A 534-nucleotide genomic window follows, 5' to 3' on the forward strand; every position below is an offset into this window, starting at 1 on the left:
TTCTGTCGGCGTCCCGAGATTCGGCTCATTCAGCGGTTTGTCGGGGTTTAGGTCTAGATTATTACCATCCCACTTCGTTTCATATTTCTTGCCGTCTTTGTTGGCAATATATGAGAGATCGTGGAGACTGCCTTTTGTTTCAACTACCTTACCGCTCGGGTCATACAGGGTGACGCCGTTACAATTACCCGAATCGTCATACGTGGTCTTGTAGTAATAGCCTGAATTTGTCGGAGCAGAGTCCAGCTCTTTGGGCTTCGACCCGTTACCTTCGTACTGCCAATACTTCTCTTCTGCCATACAAACCCCTCAGCGGACGGGGACGCCGCAGCAGTTGGTGCTGCGCCAGTCGCAATCTCGCGACTGATCGACCGAATTGCTCCTTACTACGTGCAGTACTGCCATGCCATGCCGATTCGACCGTGAGATCGGGTGCTCAGATTGTGGCTGTGACGGCTGGTGGGGACGCCGTCGACGGTGCAGCCGCGGTGGTGACCGGTGGCAGCGCGGCGGCCTGTTGCGTGGCATTGCCAG

At 55.4% G+C, this 534-nt stretch carries 1 protein-coding gene; it reads right to left on the minus strand.

The window, feature by feature from the left end; genetic code table 11:
• A partial coding sequence (locus ON44_RS50705; RefSeq protein WP_157187388.1) for a hypothetical protein occupies positions 1–300 on the minus strand: 300 nt, incomplete at its 3' end.
• Between the last annotated feature and the right edge of the window lie 234 nt (positions 301–534).

This window comes from Nocardia vinacea NBRC 16497 (assembly GCF_000308835.1).
GTDB lineage: Bacteria > Actinomycetota > Actinomycetes > Mycobacteriales > Mycobacteriaceae > Nocardia > Nocardia vinacea.